Raw genomic sequence first — 19,260 nt, 5'->3', positions numbered from 1 at the left:
GGACGGGACAGCATCAACCCGAGCAAACGGAAGAACGCAACCGATGAAATCGCTCGATCAGTGTCCATCGACAACCGAATCGCACCCGGCGGAGATGCGCGCACAGACGCGACGCACGCTGCCGACACTTGGCGGCTCGCCGATCTGGCGCAGCTTGGACGAGTACTCCGATACACCGGAGTTTCGTAACTGGGTGGAACGTGAGTTCCAGTCTGGCGCGTCGGTGCTGGATGGTGAGTCGCGCCGTGACGTGCTCAAGATCATGGGCGCATCGCTTGCACTCGCGGGTGCAGTTGCATTGCCGGGCTGCCGCAGACCAGACCACAAGATTCTCTCGTATTCATCAGAGATCCCCGAGGAGACAATTCCGGGGCGAGCGCTGTACTTTGCGACAAGCATGCCCACACCGACCGGTGGTGCAGAGGGTCTGATCGTTGAGACGCACGAGGGCCGTCCGACAAAGGTCGAGGGCAACCCGCTCCATCCGGTGAATCAGGGCAAGAGTTCGCTCTGGGCGCAGTCGTCGGTGCTGGAGATGTATGATCCGGATCGTCTCTCTGGTGTGACGTTTATGAACCCCGCACGCGGGAGGCTCGACGCAACGTGGGCAGACTTTGATGTCTGGGCTGCCGAGCACTTTGCAAAGTATGACGGCACAAGCGGTCGTGGTCTTGCGTTCGTTGTTGACAAGGTTGACAGCCCCTCACGTGAGCGCATGCGTGAAAAGATCATGACTCGATGGCCCGAAGCGGAGTGGGTGCCCTACAACGCAGCCGAAACAAACGCTGTTGCAGAAGGCTCACGCATCGCTCTTCGCACACCCTGCCGTGAAGTGTTCAATCTGAAGAACGCGAAGGTTGTGGTCTCGCTCGATCGCGATTTCCTTGAGAATGAAGCTGGTTCACTCGTGGCGGCTCGCGACTTTGCCGCATCTCGCAGGGTGATGACCTCGCATGACGAGATGAGCCGTCTGTATGTTGTTGAGAGCCGATACTCGAACACTGGTGCAGTCGCCGATCATCGTGTTCGTCTTGCCCCCTCTCGTGTCAGGGCGTTCGCCGTTGCGCTTGCCAAAGCGGTGCTCCGCAAGGCGGGTGCACACGCAGAGGTGCTCGCAGCGCTTGATTCGATACAGGATCCCGGCAAGTTCGAGATTGAAGTGAACGAGGACTTCGCTGGGCGTGGTGGCACGTTCATTCAGGCACTGGTCGATGACCTGACAGCCAGCGGTATTGTTGGCCACTCGCTGATCATGGCTGGCGACTCACTGCCCGCAGAGATCCATGCCCTCGTGCATGCACTCAACAGCGCACTTGGCAACGTCGGCTCTACTGTGTCGTATCTGCCTATGCAGCCATCGCAGTATGCTGATTCTGCAAACGGTCTGACCAATCTTGTCGGCCTGCTTGATGCGAATCGTATTGGCACCGTCGTATGCCTGAACGTCAACCCCGTGTATGACGCGCCGAGCGATGTTGAGTTTGCTGGCGCCTTCATGAAGGCAGCCAACCGGATCACACTGACAGTTGGTCAGTCTGAGACACAGGCTGTGTCGACATGGTCGCTCAACGGCACGCACTATCTCGAGCAATGGGGTGATGTGCGTTCGTATGAGGGAACGATCTCGCCGATCCAGCCGATGATCGCGCCGTTGTATCGCGGTCGATCGGATATCGAGCTGCTTGCAACACTGCTTGGCGAAGCACCGGATGGTCACGAGATTGTGCGCGACACATGGCGTGAAACGCTCCAGTGGGGCGCAAACTTTGAGCGAAACTGGAAACGAGCACTGCACGATGGTGTGGTTGCAAACTCTGCACCAGCTCCCGGCAACTTGAACCTGAATGCACGCGGTATTGCGGACGCGGTCGGGCGAATCTCGCTGGCCGCGGGGCCATCGACTGAATCGATGGATGTGATCTTCCACGTTGGCAAGATGCACGATGGCCGATTCGCGAACAATGCGTGGTTGCACGAACTCCCGGAAACTGCAACGCGGGTCGCATGGGGAGCCCCTGCCTGCGTCAGCCCAGCTACAGCGGAAAAGCTCGGTCTTGAGCCCGAAGGCAACACCGAGAACGTGTACATACACAAGATGCCAAAGGGTGAGCATGTCACCATCACAATCGGCGATCGCAAGGTCACCATGCCGCTCTGGGTGATGCCCGGGTTGAGTGATGACACGATCGTGCTCCCGCTTGGATATGGCAGGACGGTGTGCGGCGCCGTTGGTAACGGCATTGGTCATAACGGGTTTGCGATGCGCACGGCTGCCGCACTTGCGATAGCGAATGGCGCGAAGATCGAGCGTGCGACCGGACGCGAACTGGTTGCTTCTACCCAGAACCATTGGTCGATGGAAAACCGGGAGGCAATTGTCCGGCAGATCGACTTCTCGTGGTGGAAGAAGCACGCTGCTGAGTTTGAGGCGAAGCACGACGGTCGTGAAGAGAAAATCGACAAGATGTATCGGTACGAGGATGAACTGAACCTCGCCGAATCAATGGGTGAGTTGTCGCATACACCTCCTAACAAGAGCATCTACGAGAATCCGCTCAACAAGAGCCACGCCGACGCCGCTGCTGGTTCGGTCTACTCCAAGGGACCGCAGTGGGGCATGACAATCGATCTGACAACCTGCACGGGTTGCGGCACATGTACTATTGCATGCCAGAGCGAGAACAACATCCCCGTCGTTGGCAAGTATGAGGTCGCGAAAGGTCGTGAGTTGGCGTGGATCCGCGTTGACCGCTATTTCACCGGCGACCTGAATAACCCGTCGCAGATGCTGCACCAGCCTGTTGCGTGCGTGCAGTGCGAGAACGCGCCATGCGAGACGGTGTGCCCCGTGACCGCAACAACGCACGGCAACGAAGGCATCAACCACATGGTGTACAACCGGTGCATCGGCACCCGGTATTGTGCGAACAACTGCCCATACAAGGTGCGTCGATTCAACTTCTTCGATTATGGTCAGGTGCGTCTTGCTGGCGGTTTGAATCAGGAAACAAAGAATCTGACAGGCGATAAGCTGAACGACAGCCTGCCGAAGAACATCAATCTCATTCCACCGCGTCTTCGTGAGCGTCTCACACAACTTGAGCGCATGCGTCAGAATCCGGATGTGACAGTTCGTGGCCGTGGTGTGATGGAAAAATGCACCTACTGCATCCAACGCATCAACGAGGCGAAGATCGAACTCAAGACAAAGTCAGGCATGCAGGACTTTGCCCGCGTGCCCGATGGGTTTGTGCAGTCAGCATGCCAGCAGGCATGTCCGAGCAACTCGATTACGTTTGGCAATCTGCTCGACAACAACGCAGCGGTGACAAAGCTGCGCAATAGCCAGCGTTCGTACATGCTGCTTGGGTACCTTGATACCCGTCCGCGTACGACGTACCTGCTGCAGATCCGCAATCGCAACCCGCTGCTCATGACAAAGGCCGAGATCGAGCACGATCCGCTGCATCATGGGGGCGGACATGGTGGTGATCACGGCGGCGGGCACAATGAGCCGCATCGTCCTGGCGGCGGACACGAAGAAGAATCACACACTGGCGAGGGTGAGCACGCATTTCTCGACCGCGTGAAGCAGGTAAATGAGAAGGGATACAGAATGAGCCTTCGAGTGCTGGGATCGGGGGTGCTGGCATGACCACACTCTCACCCGAACGCCAGAACGCAGATCTGCTTGCGGGGCGAGGTCACATTGGCGATCTGCCGCGTCCCGGTACGATCGACGGGACAGTCAACCTGCCCCCGGATGAGCGTGCGCCGCTTGTTCTCAACAATCGCTCATTCCATGAGATTACCGAAATCGTTTGCGGCTATGCTGAGAATCCGCTCGGCAAGTGGTGGCTGCCCCTGCTGGGCATGGCCGCAACACTGGTTGGTGTGTTGCAGTTGATGATCGGGTACCTGATCATCACCGGTGTCGGTGTCTGGGGTCTGACGAACCAGGTCGACTGGGCATGGGACATTACGAACTTCGTGTTCTGGATCGGTATTGGTCACGCTGGCACACTTATCAGTGCGATTCTGTGCCTGCTGAAACAGAAGTGGCGTACCGCTGTGAACCGCTCTGCCGAAGCGATGACAATTTTCGCAGTCATTTGCGCCGGCATCTTCCCTGGCATCCACGTCGGCCGAATCTGGTTTGCTTGGATGCTGTTCCCAATTCCGAACTCGAACTGGATCTGGCCAAACTTCCGTTCGCCGCTGTTGTGGGACGTGTTTGCGGTGTCAACCTATGCCACCGTTTCAGTGCTGTTCTGGTACATGGGGATGATCCCCGACTTTGCGACACTCCGCGATCGTGCGGATGCCGAGTGGCGCAAAGGTCGCCGGTCGATCGGACTATTCTTCCGCGCCTATGTACTCGGATTTCTCTCGCTGGGCTGGCGTATGTCGTCGCGTCACTGGCACAGATATGAAAAGGCGTACGTTCTGCTCGCAGGTGTGTCGACGCCGCTCGTGCTGTCGGTGCACTCAATCGTTTCGTTCGACTTTGCAACATCGGTACTCCCCGGTTGGCACACCACCATCTTCCCGCCGTACTTCGTTGCTGGTGCCGTCTTTGGCGGGTTTGCCATGGTGCTGCTGCTGCTGATCCCAGCTCGTGAACTGCTCCCGAACTTCAAGGATCTGCTGACAATTCGCCATCTCGAGAACATGTCCAAGATCCTTCTGGTCACCGGCTGGATGGTCGGGTTTGCATACATGATGGAGTTCTTCATCGCGTGGTACGGCGGCAACGAGTATGAGTGGAGTGTGTTCATCAACAATCGTGTTACGCCACTCTGGGTTGATCCGCACAACGGTGCGCCGTACTGGTGGGCCTACTGGACGATGATCTCGTGCAACGTGATCTCTCCGAATCTGTTCTGGTTCCGAAAGATGCGGCAGAATCCGGTCACAATCTGGATTGTCGCGATGTTTGTGACAGTCGGCATGTGGTTCGAACGATTCGTCATTATCGTGACGAGTTTGCACCGCTCGTTCCTGCCCGGTGAGTGGCACATGTTCCATCCAACCATCGTGGACATTCTCACGTTCGTGGGTTCGTGTGGGCTGTTCCTGACGTTGTTCCTGTTGTTCATGCGGTTCCTGCCCGTGTTCCCGATTGCGGAAATCAAGGCTGTTACACCGCAAGCAGATCCGCACGGTCATCATGATGATCATGCAGAGGGAGGGCACTGATCATGGCTGAGATCACACTCAGTGACTATCTGCCGTTCCTGTTCAAGCCAAAGCCGGCGAAGTTTGTCTCAGAGCGTGGTAATCCCGTGCATGGGATCGTTGCCGAGTTTGATACAACCGCCGATGTGACCCACGCAGCTGAGCACATCCGCGATGCGGGGTACACAAGCTGGGATGTGTACGCTCCGTTCCCGATCCACGGGATTGATGAGGCAATGGGTGTGAAACGCACCATACTTCCCGTCATTATGGCGCTCGGCGCATTTACGGGTGTTGGCGGCGCGTTCCTGATGCAGTGGTGGATGAGCGCGGTTGACTATCCGGTTGTTGTGCAGGGCAAGCCATACGGCGCGTGGGAGCCGTTCGTTCCCATCATGTTCGAACTCGGTGTTCTGCTCTCAGCGTTCACTGCGCTGGGCAGCATGCTCATGCTCAATGGTCTGCCGCGATGGAACCACCCGTTGTTCTCACACGAGCGGTTCCTGCGTGTTTCAGACGATCGATTCATGGTCTGTGTTCAGGCAGATGATCCGAAGTTTGATCCGCAGGGAGTGACATTAATGCTTCGAGAGCTTGGCGGCACACACGTCGATCTGATCGAGGATGAAGGCTGAACGAGTTTGAACAGGGTCCTGCACGTTTCGATGAAAACGCACGTTTCGGAATCACGCATGCATACGACACACACACACACAACCACATCAAGCTGCGCACGACTTGTGTGCAGTGTGCTGCTGGCTGTGACAGTTGCAACGGCGTTCTCCGGCCTGACTGGGTGCCGGGGTGATCGCTCACGCAAATCCCCACACCAGTTCTTCCCCGATATGGATGACCAGCAGAAGTGGAAGTCGCAAACAGAGAGCGATTTCTTTGCGGACAACCGAACCATGCGTCCGCGGGTTGAGGGCACGGTTGCGTTCTCGCGGGTTGCAGTATCTCCGGCAATGTTTGGTACCGACGCATCGCTTGCGGTATTTGCAAGTGATCGCGAGGATCTGCTCGGCGACAACGCACAGCTTTACTTTGGGACCAATGGTGCCGACGGCAACGATGGCGCGTTCCTCAACACCATACCGGTGGAGGTCACGACCGAACTGATTGCTCGCGGCAAGGAACGATACGACATCTTCTGCTCAATGTGCCATGGATATGAGGGCGAGAGCATCAACGGCGTTCGACCTGCGACAGTGGGCCAGCGGTTTGCCATCGCACCTGCGAACTTCCACGATCCAAAGTACACAGACAGCGCTCAGCGTCAGGGCAAGGACGGCTACCTCTTCAACGTGGTTCGTCACGGTGTGTGGAGCCAGTGGACGTTTGCTGATGGCGAGGCGTTGCCTGGAGGAAGCCAGACCATGCCTGGATATTCCCACGGCGTGAATGCGCGTGACGCATGGGCGATCGTTGCGTATATCAGAACATTGCAGCAACTCGGACCCACGAATCCGGTGCCAACAACAGCGGCTGCTCCCGAGCTCTCTTCGCAACCCGAGGGTGAGCCAAATCCTGTGCCACCGGATGAGAACACGAATACCGGGGAGGGTGGAAACTGATGAGCCACGCGATTTCAGTGACAAACCATCCCGCACTCGCGCCCGAGAACGTCACGCTCAAGCGCGAGATGATCTCGACTCGTGCTATGGCCATGATGGGTGTGGGCGCGGTGTGCGGCGTTGTTGCGATCATCATGGGCACCGCGATGGGCATGCAGAAGCAGGCGATCATGGGCTATCTTGTTGGCACCATGATCTGCATGGGGTTATCGCTCGGCGGGCTGTTCTGGACACTCGTGTTTATGATGTTCGATTCCGGCTGGACTGCGATGATCAAGCGCCCATTCGAGAATCTCGCCAACATGCTCCCGTTTGCGTTCGGGCTGTTCCTTGTATTCTACTTCATTGAGTTTCTGAGCGGTGGCATCGTCTGCTCATTCCGTGTCGAGAGCTACACAACCGGTGACGCGCTGTTTGAACACAAGAGCGCCTACTTCAGTGTGGCATTTGTACTTGCACGCCTTGTGATATACGCAATGATCTGGGGTTGGCTGCTCATGAAGGTTGTGCGTCCGAGCTTTGAGCAGGATCGCACTGGCGACAAGTGGATCACCGCGAAGCAACGTTTCCATGCGTCATACGGACTGCTGCTCTTTGGTTTCTCGGTTGCATTCTTCTCATTCGACTGGCTCAAGGCTGTTGCCGACTATCGATTCTTCTCAACCATGTGGGGTGTGTACTTCTTCGCGGGATGCGCATTCTCATCGGTTGCGTTTGTGACATTTGCCCTGACCCGTATCAAGAGCCTGGGTTTGCTCAAGCAGGGCGCAGCATCAGACGAGCACTTCCACGATCTTGCGAAGCTGATGTTCGCGTTTACGGTGTTCTGGGCCTACATCGCGTATTCCCAGTACTTCCTTATCTGGTACTCCAACATCCCGGAAGAGACGTCGTTCTTCTTGTTCCGCAAGCAGAGCTGGCCTGTGCTCACAGCGACACTGGTCATTGGGCACTTCCTTGTACCGTGGTACATTCTGTTGTGGCGTCCAGTCCGCCGCAACATGAATGTGCTCGCATTAGTTGCTATCTACATGCTGCTGATGCATGTGCTCGACATCTACTGGATTCTGCGTCCTGCAGTGGACCAGGGGCTCGACGCGGAGATCGCATATGGTGGTATGCACATCATTACAGACATTGTTTCGATTCTCGCGCCACTCGGGTTGTATGTCGGCTGGTACATCATGAACCAGATGGCTGCTCGTCCGGTTGTAGCATTGCACGACCCTCGCATTGGTGAGGCACTCGCACACAAGAACTATGTCTGATTGAGTTGTATGGGTTGATACTGGTTTGACACTGACGGAAAGATGCACATGGCACACGGACACGACACATCACACGGCAGCACGGTCGTCATGGACTCGTGGTTCCGCCATACCCACAGTGAGAGACCGCAGGAGGAGCACGGCTCGCACGTCAATCCGCTGCAGCTTGGCGTGTTCTTCGCGTTGCTCACTATCAGCGTTGTCGCCACCATCATTGTTGTCTCTATGTATTACAGCTCGCATATGACCACGGTCCGCATGCGGAAGATGGAGACCACCCTCCCCGCAGGACCATGGCTTGAGATGCGTGAGGCGGCAGAAACAAGATTCGATCAGGCGGCTGCGCTTCAAAACGCAGCGAATGCAGTTGTTGAGAGGTACAGCAGCAGATAACAGATCAATCGGAAGAGTACAGAATGTTAATCCGCACACTCATCACCAGCACATTCCTTGCGAGAATCTCTCGCGTTTGTGCTATTGCAATCGGTGTGATGTGTGTTGTTGCTACCTCGCACGCGCAGTACAACACCCTGCCAAAGGAAACCAACGATGTTGGTGTTGTTGATCGCATCGGCGAGAAGCTTCCACTCGATATCGATCTGGTCGACGAGAGCGGGGAGACAGTCAAGCTGGCAGAGTACTTCAACTTCCAGTCACGCTCTGGCGGTAGACCGGTGTTCCTTGCCATGGTGTATTATGACTGCCCGGTCGCATGCCCCGCGATGATTGCAAAGCTGAACCAGGCACTCAGCCAGATCGATTATGTTGCTGGAAAAGACTTCAATGTTGTTGTTGTGTCGTTCGATCCAACCAACACGACAGAGCAAGCGAATGAGATGCGTGAGGACACGCTTCGCAGCTACGCCAAGATGGCTAGCGACAAAGAGCCTCTGATCGTTGCTGATGGGTGGCACTTCCATACCACAACCGATGAGAACGCAAAGCGTCTTGCAGAGGCGCTCGGATTTCAGTACAAGTATCTGCCGAAGGTGGATGAGTACTCGCACCCGACAGCCGCATTCATTGCAACGCCGGAGGGTGTGGTTTCCACATACTTTGCAAACATGTTCTCGCTCGCGAGTTCGCCACGCAACGCGGAGCTTGCGCTGATCGAAGCATCCAATGGCAAACTCGCACGCGACTTTGCGGACAAGGTGGCAGCGTTCTGCTATCGCTTTGATCCCAAGGCGGGAACCGCATCATTCAAGGCGTTCCGCCTCATGCAGATTGTGGGTTTGGTCACGATGTTCGGGATTGCTCTGCTCATCGGATCGCTCAGATATTACGAAGTCAAGAAGAACAAGGCAGCACGCGGTGCAAAGACTCGCGCCGTGGCGCCTGCGGGGTCGACAGCTTTGGGGTCACAGGCATGACGTTGACAAACTTCATCACAGCACCCATGCAGATGCTTGCACAGACTCAGAGCAACGGCTCGGTCTGGTATGGTCCGCGCCATGACGACGCTGCAATCGGTGGTGTCGGGCATACGCAGCAGGGCAGCGAGGTGGAAGCGCTCTTTGCATTCATTAACTGGGTCTCCATTGTCTCACTGGTGCTGGTATGCGGCCTTTCGCTCTACTTTGTTGTTCGGTATCGCCGCAAGGCCGGTGTGCCGATCGAGCGGAGCCCCGCCCACAACGCACCGCTTGAGGTTGCGTGGACTGTTGTTCCAACAATCTTCCTTGTCATTATGTTCTTCTGGGGATTCTGGGCCTACGCCGACGGGCAGATCGCTGGTTCCGATGCAGAGACGATCGACGTCACAGCACAGAAGTGGAACTGGGATTTCCAGTATTCCAACGGAGCGCTTTCCACGGTGATTGTCGACAAGGGAGGATTCAAGGAAGCGAAGATGTTCCTTGTGCCAGCAGACACGCCTGTGCTGTTGCGTTTGAAATCACTTGACGTGATCCACAGCTTCTTTGTGCCGGATTTCCGCATGAAGTCAGACGTGTTTCCGAACCGCATGACGAGCTATGCATTCCAGACGCATCCCCTGACAGATGAGTACGGGTTCCGCTGGAATGAACCGGAGCAGAACAAGGAGCAAGGCCGTGAAGGTAACGTGGTGTGGACGACACGGTACAAGTACCGCGAGCACGTGATCTTCTGTGCGGAATACTGCGGTGATGCGCACTCCCGTATGAGCGCCGTCCTCCGTGTGGTTGAGCCGGAGGTGTACAAGGAACTCGTGAGCCAATGGTCAAGACCTGATCCCAACGCAACGCCGGAGGAAATCGGCAGGTGGGTCTACCTTGCCAAGAGTTGCAACGGATGCCACAGCGTCGATGGAAAAGCCAACACAGGTCCAACCTGGCAGAATCTCTTTGGGTATGAGCATCAGTACACCGATGGCTCGACGATTCTAGCCGACGAAAATCACCTCCGTGAATCCATTCTTATCCCGGGCGCGAAGGTTCGCGCCGGGTTTGCAAACCAGATGAGCATCATCCCGCTGACCGACAAGGAACTTAACAGCGTGATTGCTTACATCCGCAGTCTGAGCGACAAGGCACCGAGCACAATCATCCCATCGAACGGTGAATCGACCGAAGGCGGAGAGGGTTAAGCGGTGAACACATGTGTGCACACGCGTTTGTGTACATTGGAGTGAGTGCGATATGACGACGATTGACACATCAAGGCCAGCCGACCATGGTCACGATGATCACGGCCACCACGGGAGTTACCTGAAGTCCCGCGGTTCAATTTGGGCAGACATCATCAACTGGGCGACGACCGTCGATCACAAGAAGATCGGCGTGATGTACCTGGTTGCTGTGCTGTTCTTCTTCTTCTGTGGCGGATTGATGGCAATTCTGCTGCGCACCGATCTGCTTGATCCGATCCGCGATACAGCAACCGGAGTTACCGGAGGCAGTTCTTTCCTCGTGTTTAACAAACCGGAGTCGATCGGTGCTGCAGGGCAGAACTACAACCGTATCATGACGCTCCACGGCGCGATCATGGTGTTCATGTTCATCGTGCCGGGTATCCCCGCATCTCTTGGCAACTTCTTTCTTCCTCTGATGATCGGAGCGAAGGACGTTGCATTTCCAAAGCTCAATCTGTTCAGTTGGTACGTCTACCTGTTCGGGGCTCTGTTCGCGTTGTGGTCCGTTGGCATGGGTGGCGTAGAAACAGGATGGACGTTCTACACGCCATACTCGTCATCAGAAGCAGTCGACCACGCAAATGTGGTGCTTGTTGTGTTGGGTGTGTTCATCATGGGATTCAGTTCGATTATGACCGGACTGAACTTTGTGGTGACTGTCCACAAGCTCCGGGCACCGGGTATGGGATGGTTCGACATGCCGCTCTTTGTCTGGGCGGTGTATGCAACAGCCTTGATTCAGGTTCTTGCAACGCCCGTCATCGGTATCACAACCTTGCTGCTGATCTTCGAGCGTGTGTTCGGTATCGGTATCTTTGACCCGGCACTCGGTGGAGATCCGGTGCTGTTCCAGCACTTCTTCTGGTTCTATTCGCACCCGGTGGTGTACATCATGATCCTGCCCGCGATGGGTGTGATCTCTGAATGCATTGCTGTGCATGCCCGCAAGCCGATCTTCGGATATCACGCAATCGCGTTCAGTTCGCTCGCGATTGCTGGTGTTGCGTTCCTTGTGTGGGGACACCATCTGTTCACGTCCGAGGGTGAGCTTGCTGCAGTCGTCTTCTCCGCACTGACGTTCCTTGTTGCGATTCCCACCGCGGTGAAAGTGTTTAACTGGGTGAGCACGCTGTACAAGGGCTCAATCGCGCTGAACACAGCGATGCTGTATGCACTTGCGTTTATCTTTACGTTCTCGGTCGGTGGTTTGACGGGACTCCCGCTCGCGACGCTCGCGACGGACCTCCACCTGCACGACACCTACTACGTCGTTGCGCACTTCCACTATGTGATGTTCGGCGGCATGGTGATTGGCATGATGGCCGGCCTGCACCATTGGTGGCCGAAGATGTTCGGCAAGATGGTCTCTGAGCCGATCAGTATTACAGGCTTTGCATTGGTATTCATCGGATTCAACCTGACATTCATCATCCAGTTCATTCTGGGTGTGAACGGCATGCCACGTCGGTATGCAAGCTATATCGATGAGTTCCGTCAGATGCACCAGTTCAGCACGATCGGATCATGGATCCTCGCGCTCGGGTTCCTCATTCACCTGTTCGCATTCCTGCATTCGATGTTCAAGGGCAAGCCAGCACCAGCAAACCCGTGGGGCGGCCTGACATTGGAATGGGAAGCCGATGCGCCACCGGATGAGCACAACTTTGCACACGAGCCACTGGTGACTCACGGTCCATATGACTTTGATGATGTTGTGCCGCCGCACTGCGACCCGGCAGACTTCCCGCTGCCAGAACCGCTCCCTGCTGGTGCAAAGGGTCATCACTGACGCGATTGAATGTATCGATTGACGTGTTTCGACATGTGATTTGAAGCAGGTCCGGAGACCTTGATGACAAGTATCCACAGCACATCCGTAGACAATCGACCGTACCACGAGAGGTACGTGCAGGGCCATCACTGGCGTACCGCAGACGACGAGTTCGATGCTGCAAAGCTCGGCATGTGGTTGTTCCTCGCAACCGAGGTGCTGCTGTTTGCCGGTTTATTCTGCGCATACGCCGTCATGCGCATGCTCCATCCGGAAGCATTCTCGAACGGCTCCCACCTCCTCGACTGGCGATTCGGCGCAATCAACACAGTTGTGCTTCTTGTTTCCAGCTACACGATGGCGATGAGCATTCGTAATGCGCAGCTGGGTCAGTTTGCACGCATGAAGTTCAACCTTATCTTCACTCTTTTCTGTGCGGGGTTGTTCCTCTTTATCAAGCTCTACTTTGAGTATGGACCAAAGTGGTCTCAGGGCAAGCGTCCCGGCCGCTTGTTCAACTACCCCTTTGCAACCGATCCCAACGAACCGATCTGGTGGAGCGTGTATTACTGTGCGACCGGCATCCACGCGACGCACGTTATCATCGGCATGGCGCTGATCTTCTGGGTGTACATACGAACAGTTCGAGGTCACTTCGGGCCGAAGCATTACACCGCTGTCGAAAATGTCGGGTTGTACTGGCACATCGTTGACCTTATCTGGATCTTCCTGTTCCCGTTGCTGTACCTCATCCACTAATCTGTCCGGTAGATCGGTTCTCAGGAAAGCCCATAGAACACACGTACGAGTGAGCACATGACGACGCACAAACCAAATCCAAACTGGGACCCCAACGATCCGCACGGTTTTCACGCGGGTCATGGCGATCATGGGGCGCATCATGTCGTGCCAGCGTTCACGAATCGCACGGTGCTTGTGATTCTTCTGTTCTTCACGATTCTGACTGTTGCGTTCTCTCGTTTCGAGCAGAGTATTGCATCTGCACTCATGGTGACTGTCCCGCACTGGTTCAATGTCGGTGTTGCCATGTTCATCGCGCTTATCAAGGGCACGCTGGTGGTGCTCTTCTTCATGCACATCAAGTACGACAACAAGCTCAACGCGGTTGTACTTTCAACGTGTCTGCTCGGATTGATGCTGTTCATTGGTCTGACGATGCTTGATCTCGACAAGCGTCAGACAGTGTATGATTTCAAAGCAGCGCCGATGGTTGCTGGCGGCACCCAACATCAGGTCAAGCCAAAGGAAATAGACGAGCTGCTCGAACTGACACGCTCCAACACCCCGATCGTTGCCTATGCGAAACAAAGATATGTCAAGGAGCAGGGATTGCGTGAGTGGATTGCTCAGCGAGATCATCTCTCTGCCGAAGCAAAGAAGAATCTCAATCTGAAGAAATGGCTCAAGGACAACAAGGCTTCCAAGGAACCCGTCGACCTCGACTGGCAATGGATCGAAGCGCGAGGCGAAGAGATCTGGCAGCACGAGTTTGATCTGCATCATGCACATGGTGGTCACGGACACCATGTCGATGCGCATGCATCAAATGCTAACCAGACACGCGAGCGTCACGGCACGACGGCGCATCTGTTCGATGCCGATGCACCCACGGACCACCAGAGCCATGACTCGGAACATGACGCGGGTCATGCAGAGCCTGAGCACACTGAAGGGCACTGAACGTTACAGAACCTGATTTCAATCGAAACGGGGATCAGCCAATCCCCGTTTTTTCTTTGGTTGAACGCAGCGATCACTCTCCGTGTGGCACAAAGTGCATCCGCACATGCTGGATGCCAGCCTCGGTGAACTCGTCGCCCTGCTGCTGCCAGCCGAGTGAGGTGTAGAACCCGCTCGCGGTTGTCTGTGCGTGGCAGTAGATCTCACGCATGCCTAGCTCACCGAACGCCAGCGACTCGATTGCTGTCACCAGCCTGCGACCAACACCCTCGCGCTGACGCTGTGGATCAACCGCCATTTGGGTCAACTTGCCCATGGTCGGATCATCACCCGAAACCACGAGCGTCGCGGTTCCAATGATTTTCGGTCCTGTTGGATGATCGAGCACAGCCACCACGTGCATGCCTGCGTCATCAACCGCTGCGTACTCGTCACGGAATCTGGCAAAGGAGTATCCGATCGGCATGAGCAGCACCTGCTCGCGCAGCTGCGTCTGCTGGTGGTACAGCGGATGATCGGGTGAGATGTGTTCGATTCGGATCACGCAGCACTCCACGAGCAGTCCAAAGACTGAGACAGCACAAAGCATAACCACATACCCAATCAAACGCCAGCCCGGAGAGAGACGAAACCGGAGATACCTTCTCTGCGGATACCCTTTGCGGAGTTGAGTTCGCACCTGAAAAGAGATGCTCGTTTCCACCCCAAGGAGCATCCATGCAACGCACCCACCAGCCGGATCTTCCACGTCTCTGCGAACGCTGCGGCTACGACGTTGACTCCCTTTCAAAAGATCAGGTCTGCCCGGAGTGCGGATCATCTGTCGATGGTGTGAGAACGGGCAGCGCGTGGCAGCAGCAGCCTTCACTGGGATCATGGCTGAAAACAAACACTGCTGTTGTGTTGCATCCATTGCGTACATTCTCGAACATTATCCCGGAACATGCGCGATCGACAAGGCTGTTGTGGATCAACAGCTTCGTGACAGCGTTGTGCTTTGCAGTGATACCAATGCTGCCGGGGCCGAGCAGATCCGGTCTGCGCACGTGGCTGACGCACTCGTCGAGCACGCGTATCGAGTTTGTCGTTTCTGGTGCAGTCCTTGTGCTGGGAACGCTGGCAGTTGCTGGTTTGTCGCACGCAGAGAGTCTGGGATTCAGGCTGATCGGCAAACGCAGAAAGTGGCGCATCACACCCGATGTTGCACGGTCGATTGTTTCCCACGCGTCGATCGGCTGGCTGATCTTTGCCGTGGTAACGATCGGGCTCATGATCGTGGCAAACCAGATAGCAGACAACGCCCTGCGTCATGGATCGGGCGAGAAACGCCTGTACCTGATGTTCATGCCAGTGGAAGCAGCGCTGCTTGGGGCTGGGTTGTCGCTGTTGTGCTTTGAGACGCTGGCGTATATTGGATTGTTGCGATGCAGGTATGCGAATGGGCACTCGCCAGTAGTGTAACACTACTACTACGTATGATGATCATTGTTTAAAGTTGTCAATGTGTGTTAGTAGCAGATCATACTCACTTTGATGACAGAAGTCGAATCGAACCGACTCGTGATGGCCGTGTCGAGTCGCTCCTGCGAATGTGCTATGCCAATCACTGTTTTTACCTACAAACACTGGAGTATGGAAATCGCTGAACTGATCTGCTGTGATATCAATGATGTATTCGTCAAGTTCTGCCCATGCGTGGGTTGCGCATTCTCGTCTGCCATTAGCAACAAGCACGCCACGGTAGATGTGTTCTTTGTCGCTTAGTAGTTTTAGAAAAAATTTTGAAGAAACCGAGCAGCAGCTGTCCGGAAAAAGTTTAAGAACTTCCACATAAGTTCCTGCATGTGAACTTTCAAGATATCGTCTCAAAGCAGTGGCGTGCTCAATCAGCAAGTTTTCTATAGACATATGTGCTGCCCAAGTTGGTCTTTGTTAGACAGTATATCGTACTCAATACTTGATGGGCTAGTTCACTTTGAAAGTGACCGTTCCAGACTCAGTAAGTGGTTGTCTCGCTTCGTCGTAAAGTTCAACATGATGAGATTGTGTTCCTGTGTGGTTTGGGTCGTTGCTGTATTATAGTTCAAACTTAAGTCAGTCTTTAATCAGTAATGATTGATAGACGACTTGGGCGTATTTAGCCTGATTAGCCCATCTACTACCTACACTTTCCCATGCCTCCAGTGGTTCTCCTGCTCTTTGCACTCTTTGCACTGATAGCTATCGTTGCGGCTGTCATGGGCAGCAAGGCTGCGAACCAGCGCCGTGATGAGTTAATAGCGCTCGCACATCAGTTCGGGCTGTCGTTCTATCCCGGGCACGACCCGGACCATGACGATCACTACTCCCACTTTGAGATCTTCCGCAGGGGACACTCACGCAGCGCGTACAACACGATTGCAGGAATGCTGGAGGAGCACGATAGCCCGTTCTCCACCGCCATGTACGTGCGGATGGGCGACTTTCAGTACAAGGTCACGACCAACAACGGCAAGACAACGACAACAACCACATACAGATTCAGCTATCTCATTGTCCACATACCCTTTGCGCACTGCCCGAACCTGCTTATCCGGCGCGAGGGTGTGTTCGACTGGATCAAGGGAGCGCTGGGGTTCAACGATATCGACTTCGAGTCTGCCGAGTTCAGCAAGCGGTTCTACGTGAGCAGTTCCGATCGCAAGTTTGCCTACGACGTGATCACGCCACTGATGATGGAGTTCCTTATGTCGCATGACGCGCCGACTGTCGACATCGAACGCGCTCGTGTTTGTATCTCAAACGGCAGAACCAGATGGCAGCCCGCGGAGTTCGGGCAGCGTCTCGATTGGCTCTTCCGGTTCCTTGATCTGTGGCCTGAACATGTACGTGTTGAGCTTGCCCAGCGCAATACGATGCATCCTGATCATCAAATGCTGGAGGAACCGCGATGAATCCCGCTCTTGGCATTCTTCTCTGCGTCGGCTTCATCGTGCTTGTGGTGCTGGGATGGGGTATCGCGATCTACAACCGCCTCGTCAAGCTGCGCCTGCACATTCGCGAGAGCTGGTCTGACATTGATGTCGAGCTTGTGCGAAGGTACGAGCTGATCCCGAATCTTGTTGCGACCGTCAAGGGATACGCAAAGCACGAGCGGGAGACGTTGGAACGCGTTGTCGAGCTTCGCAACAAAGCAGCTGCAAACCGCGGCGCATACGACAGCCAGGCAAGCGATGAATCGTCGCTCATGCTCGGTGTGAAGCAGTTGTTTGCGGTAGCCGAGGCATACCCGCAACTGAAGGCCGATGTTCATTTTCTGGAGCTGCAGCGGGAACTCGCATTAACCGAGGACCGCATCGCAGCCTCCCGCAGGTTCTTTAACGCGAACGTGCGCGATTACAACGCGATGTGCCAGTCGGTGCCGACAAACATCGTCGCGGGCATGTTCGGGCACGAGCCGCAGACGTACTTTGAGATCCGCGACGAAGCCCAGCGCGTCGTGCCGAGGGTGGAGCTTGATCCATGATGAAGTGGATGCGTGGCTCTGTGGAGGACGAACGTGGCAAGTGTGTCGTGCTGTATCGTTGGTATCGCGGGAAGTACGACAAAGAAGTGAGCTTCCGAGAGCGCAAATCGCGCAGCGCGGTGTCATGGAAGTACTTTGTCATATTTCCTTGTGCTTTGGTTGTGCAGCTCATTGCACTCATGGTGTGTGCATTCAGCCCACGCAATCTACTGAATGGTCCAAGGTTATCGACGGGAGTGTTTTACAGTATTGGTGCATTACTTGTTGCGGAGTATGTGATGTATATGTTTGTCATGACAAACAAACAGCGAGCCCAGGCAACTGCCAATGCATGCCTTCGCCACAGACTGTGTCCGGGATGTGGATACTCGATCCGAGATCTGCCAACAGACGAACTTGATTGTGTGATATGCCCGGAATGCGATTCAGTGTGGAAGTTGTCGCGGCCAATCGGGTCACCGGGCGCAGCAAACACTGTGCGGTGTCCATAGCTGCATGTTCTGTCACAGGAGGAACGATGTCGGACAACCGACCGCTACCCGTGCAAAGACAGTTCGCATCCAGGGAACAGCGGTTGGAAGCCCACGCATTTCAGCAATCCCGCCCATGTCGCCTGTCTCCTATACTTTGGAACAGAGCAGATGACCGTACGTCTTATATTTGCAACATTAAAGATGCACTTTTTGTACCATTTTCGACTCGACAGGAGACTTCTCAATGCGCACTTTGGTTGTTACAGCACTTGCGATCTTTGCAACCCTCGGCGTGGCCTTTGCGGCGCTGGCAACGGGTGAGTATTCGTCCCAGCCCGACGACGTGAAAGCGCTCGACGGCGATTGGATCTTCGTTGAGGATCGCACCGAGGGCCGCCCCGTCGAGAAGCACCAGCCCAGCATGAGCACACGGGTCAGGTTGCGCGTCGAGGATGATGCACTCGTCCTGGTCCGCAGCAACAGGGAGATACGTATACCACTCGATGGCTCGCCCACCGAAGTTGCCTGGGAAAACTCGGCTTCGCTCTACAGTGGTCAATGGAAGGACAATGCCTTCACATACCAGAGTGAACCCGTGGGCGGCGGCGGTCTGATCCGGTGGGAGCTGCGCATCACGGAAGAAGGAATGATCGCCACTGTGATGGTTGATCCACCGGATGGCTTCACCTCGTCGGCGCTCTACCGCCATCCGGAGGACATCGAGATGCCAGCTCCGGCAAAGGCGAAGATTGACGACATGGCGTGGCTCACCGGCGCGTGGGTTGGAACGAGCGGCTCGAACGGCACGACATCGATCGAGGAGCGTTGGACCCCGCCACTGGGCGGCGCGATGCTCGCCGTGTCGCGCACGGTTTTACGTGACAGGTTGCGCGCGTTCGAGTACCTGCGCATCGTCGAGCGCGACGAGGGACTGGTCTACATCGCGCAGCCCAACGGGCGTCCGCCGACCGAGTTCATTCTCACTGAGATTGGCACAAATCGCGCGGTGTTCGAGAACCCGCGCCACGATTCTCCGCAGCGCATCGTGTACGAACGCTCGGCGGAGGGCGGCCTCACTGCCTCGATCGGCTATGCCAATGGTGGCACGCCCCGGAGGTTCGAGTTCGGTCCCGAAGGCAAGTAAATATGCCCGGCGTGTATCGTGAGTGATCGCGG

18 protein-coding genes are annotated in these 19,260 nt (G+C 55.6%); 16 read left to right on the top strand and 2 right to left on the bottom strand.

Going from position 1 to position 19,260, the window contains the following annotated elements; all coding sequences use genetic code 11:
- Window positions 1–43 precede the first annotated feature (43 nt).
- The 11 genes from H6815_01870 to H6815_01820 all read left to right on the top strand — a co-directional run bounded on the left by H6815_01870 (window position 44) and on the right by H6815_01820 (window position 14,106).
- Window positions 44–3,655, top strand: coding sequence for a TAT-variant-translocated molybdopterin oxidoreductase (locus H6815_01870; protein ID MCB9859176.1), 3,612 nt, complete (start codon window positions 44–46; stop codon window positions 3,653–3,655).
- Complete coding sequence (gene nrfD / locus H6815_01865) at window positions 3,652–5,199, top strand: polysulfide reductase NrfD (protein ID MCB9859175.1); 1,548 nt, start codon at window positions 3,652–3,654, stop codon at window positions 5,197–5,199. Before H6815_01870 ends, nrfD begins: the two co-directional genes overlap by 4 nt.
- Window positions 5,200–5,201: 2 nt before the next feature.
- On the top strand, window positions 5,202–5,813 hold the full coding sequence (locus H6815_01860) for a DUF3341 domain-containing protein (protein ID MCB9859174.1): 612 nt from the start codon (window positions 5,202–5,204) through the stop codon (window positions 5,811–5,813).
- Window positions 5,814–5,870: 57 nt separating this feature from the next.
- Window positions 5,871–6,752: a cytochrome c gene (locus H6815_01855; GenBank protein MCB9859173.1), complete on the top strand. Its 882-nt coding sequence runs from the start codon at window positions 5,871–5,873 to the stop codon at window positions 6,750–6,752.
- Window positions 6,752–8,020, top strand: coding sequence for a hypothetical protein (locus H6815_01850; GenBank protein MCB9859172.1), 1,269 nt, complete (start codon window positions 6,752–6,754; stop codon window positions 8,018–8,020). The genes H6815_01855 and H6815_01850 overlap by 1 nt, the downstream gene beginning before the upstream one ends.
- Before the next feature lie 48 nt (window positions 8,021–8,068).
- A complete protein-coding gene (locus H6815_01845) occupies window positions 8,069–8,413 on the top strand; it encodes a hypothetical protein (protein MCB9859171.1) in 345 nt (114 codons plus the stop codon).
- 23 nt (window positions 8,414–8,436) lie between these two features.
- On the top strand, window positions 8,437–9,393 hold the full coding sequence (locus tag H6815_01840) for an SCO family protein (protein MCB9859170.1): 957 nt from the start codon (window positions 8,437–8,439) through the stop codon (window positions 9,391–9,393).
- A complete protein-coding gene (locus H6815_01835; protein ID MCB9859169.1) occupies window positions 9,390–10,589 on the top strand; it encodes a c-type cytochrome in 1,200 nt (399 codons plus the stop codon). Before H6815_01840 ends, H6815_01835 begins: the two co-directional genes overlap by 4 nt.
- Before the next feature lie 52 nt (window positions 10,590–10,641).
- Complete coding sequence (locus H6815_01830; GenBank protein ID MCB9859168.1) at window positions 10,642–12,423, top strand: cbb3-type cytochrome c oxidase subunit I; 1,782 nt, start codon at window positions 10,642–10,644, stop codon at window positions 12,421–12,423.
- Between the two features lie 63 nt (window positions 12,424–12,486).
- A complete protein-coding gene (locus H6815_01825; protein MCB9859167.1) occupies window positions 12,487–13,164 on the top strand; it encodes a cytochrome c oxidase subunit 3 family protein in 678 nt (225 codons plus the stop codon).
- 57 nt (window positions 13,165–13,221) lie between these two features.
- Window positions 13,222–14,106: a cytochrome C oxidase subunit IV family protein gene (locus H6815_01820; protein MCB9859166.1), complete on the top strand. Its 885-nt coding sequence runs from the start codon at window positions 13,222–13,224 to the stop codon at window positions 14,104–14,106.
- Window positions 14,107–14,179: 73 nt separating this feature from the next.
- Here H6815_01820 and H6815_01815 read toward each other — a convergent pair whose 3' ends face one another.
- Complete coding sequence (locus H6815_01815; GenBank protein MCB9859165.1) at window positions 14,180–14,650, bottom strand: GNAT family N-acetyltransferase; 471 nt, start codon at window positions 14,648–14,650, stop codon at window positions 14,180–14,182.
- 173 nt (window positions 14,651–14,823) lie between these two features.
- On the opposite strand from H6815_01815, the gene H6815_01810 reads away from it, so the two are divergent.
- A complete protein-coding gene (locus H6815_01810; protein ID MCB9859164.1) occupies window positions 14,824–15,567 on the top strand; it encodes a hypothetical protein in 744 nt (247 codons plus the stop codon).
- Between the two features lie 21 nt (window positions 15,568–15,588).
- On the opposite strand, the gene H6815_01805 is transcribed toward H6815_01810, so the two are convergent.
- Window positions 15,589–16,014 (bottom strand): hypothetical protein, encoded by a 426-nt coding sequence (locus H6815_01805; protein MCB9859163.1) that lies wholly within the window; start codon window positions 16,012–16,014, stop codon window positions 15,589–15,591.
- A gap of 266 nt (window positions 16,015–16,280) precedes the next feature.
- On the opposite strand from H6815_01805, the gene H6815_01800 reads away from it, so the two are divergent.
- The 4 genes from H6815_01800 to H6815_01785 all read left to right on the top strand — a co-directional run bounded on the left by H6815_01800 (window position 16,281) and on the right by H6815_01785 (window position 19,228).
- Window positions 16,281–17,039, top strand: coding sequence for a hypothetical protein (locus H6815_01800; protein ID MCB9859162.1), 759 nt, complete (start codon window positions 16,281–16,283; stop codon window positions 17,037–17,039).
- Complete coding sequence (locus tag H6815_01795) at window positions 17,036–17,611, top strand: LemA family protein (protein ID MCB9859161.1); 576 nt, start codon at window positions 17,036–17,038, stop codon at window positions 17,609–17,611. Before H6815_01800 ends, H6815_01795 begins: the two co-directional genes overlap by 4 nt.
- A complete protein-coding gene (locus tag H6815_01790) occupies window positions 17,608–18,102 on the top strand; it encodes a hypothetical protein (GenBank protein ID MCB9859160.1) in 495 nt (164 codons plus the stop codon). Before H6815_01795 ends, H6815_01790 begins: the two co-directional genes overlap by 4 nt.
- A gap of 226 nt (window positions 18,103–18,328) precedes the next feature.
- Complete coding sequence (locus H6815_01785; protein ID MCB9859159.1) at window positions 18,329–19,228, top strand: hypothetical protein; 900 nt, start codon at window positions 18,329–18,331, stop codon at window positions 19,226–19,228.
- Window positions 19,229–19,260 lie beyond the last annotated feature (32 nt).

This window comes from Phycisphaeraceae bacterium (genome assembly GCA_020639155.1).
GTDB lineage: Bacteria > Planctomycetota > Phycisphaerae > Phycisphaerales > UBA1924 > JACKHF01.
Note: the sequence above shows the minus strand (reverse complement) of the source record. Positions and strands in the feature narration are given on the sequence as shown.